1 pseudogene is annotated in these 609 nt (G+C 45.0%); it reads left to right on the top strand.

The window, feature by feature from the left end:
* Positions 1–81: 81 nt before the first annotated feature.
* Positions 82–609, top strand: a pseudogene (locus N482_RS05660) (transposase domain-containing protein); the annotation flags it as partial.

Here is a 609-nt window from a genome sequence, read left to right as displayed (position 1 = left end):
TTAAGAAACATTTAATGATCCATTGACCGATCTTCTGGTTAGTTTATAAAGGCTTCTGAATTTATTCAGGAGCCTTTTACTTTGCAATTAACGACAGCACTTTCTCTTGCCAATGGCTATGCCCCAAATTCAGAAGGCTTAGGTCAACTGAGTGATTTCTTATGCCCAGATTTCATCAAACAATGTGCTGAAACTGCCGGTGTCGCTACGATAAGACGCAGGAGGCTGCCTGTAGAAATGGCGGTTTGGACGGTTATTTGTATGTCGCTTTATCGTGAAGACCCGCTGTGGAGCATAGTCAGCAAGCTGGGGTTTAGCATTACCCGGAAAAAAGGAACTTGTTGCACCCAGTGCAGTTGTGCAAGCTAGGCAGCGTCTTGGTGCAGATGCCGTTAAAGAGGTTTTTCATCAAAGTCAAAAAATGTGGAATGCAGATGCCAACCACCCCACATGGTGTGGCTTATCACTATTAGGCGTTGATGGTGTTGTATGGCGCACGCCAGATACACCTGAAAATCATCAAGCGTTCTGTACATGGAAGAATCAGCACGGCGACACAGCATATCCTCAAGTACGTATGGTTTGCTTAATGGAACTAACCAGCCATCT

Source organism: Pseudoalteromonas luteoviolacea NCIMB 1942 (assembly GCF_001625595.1).
Classification (GTDB): domain Bacteria; phylum Pseudomonadota; class Gammaproteobacteria; order Enterobacterales; family Alteromonadaceae; genus Pseudoalteromonas; species Pseudoalteromonas luteoviolacea_A.
This window is presented reverse-complemented; position numbering and strand designations above follow the sequence as displayed.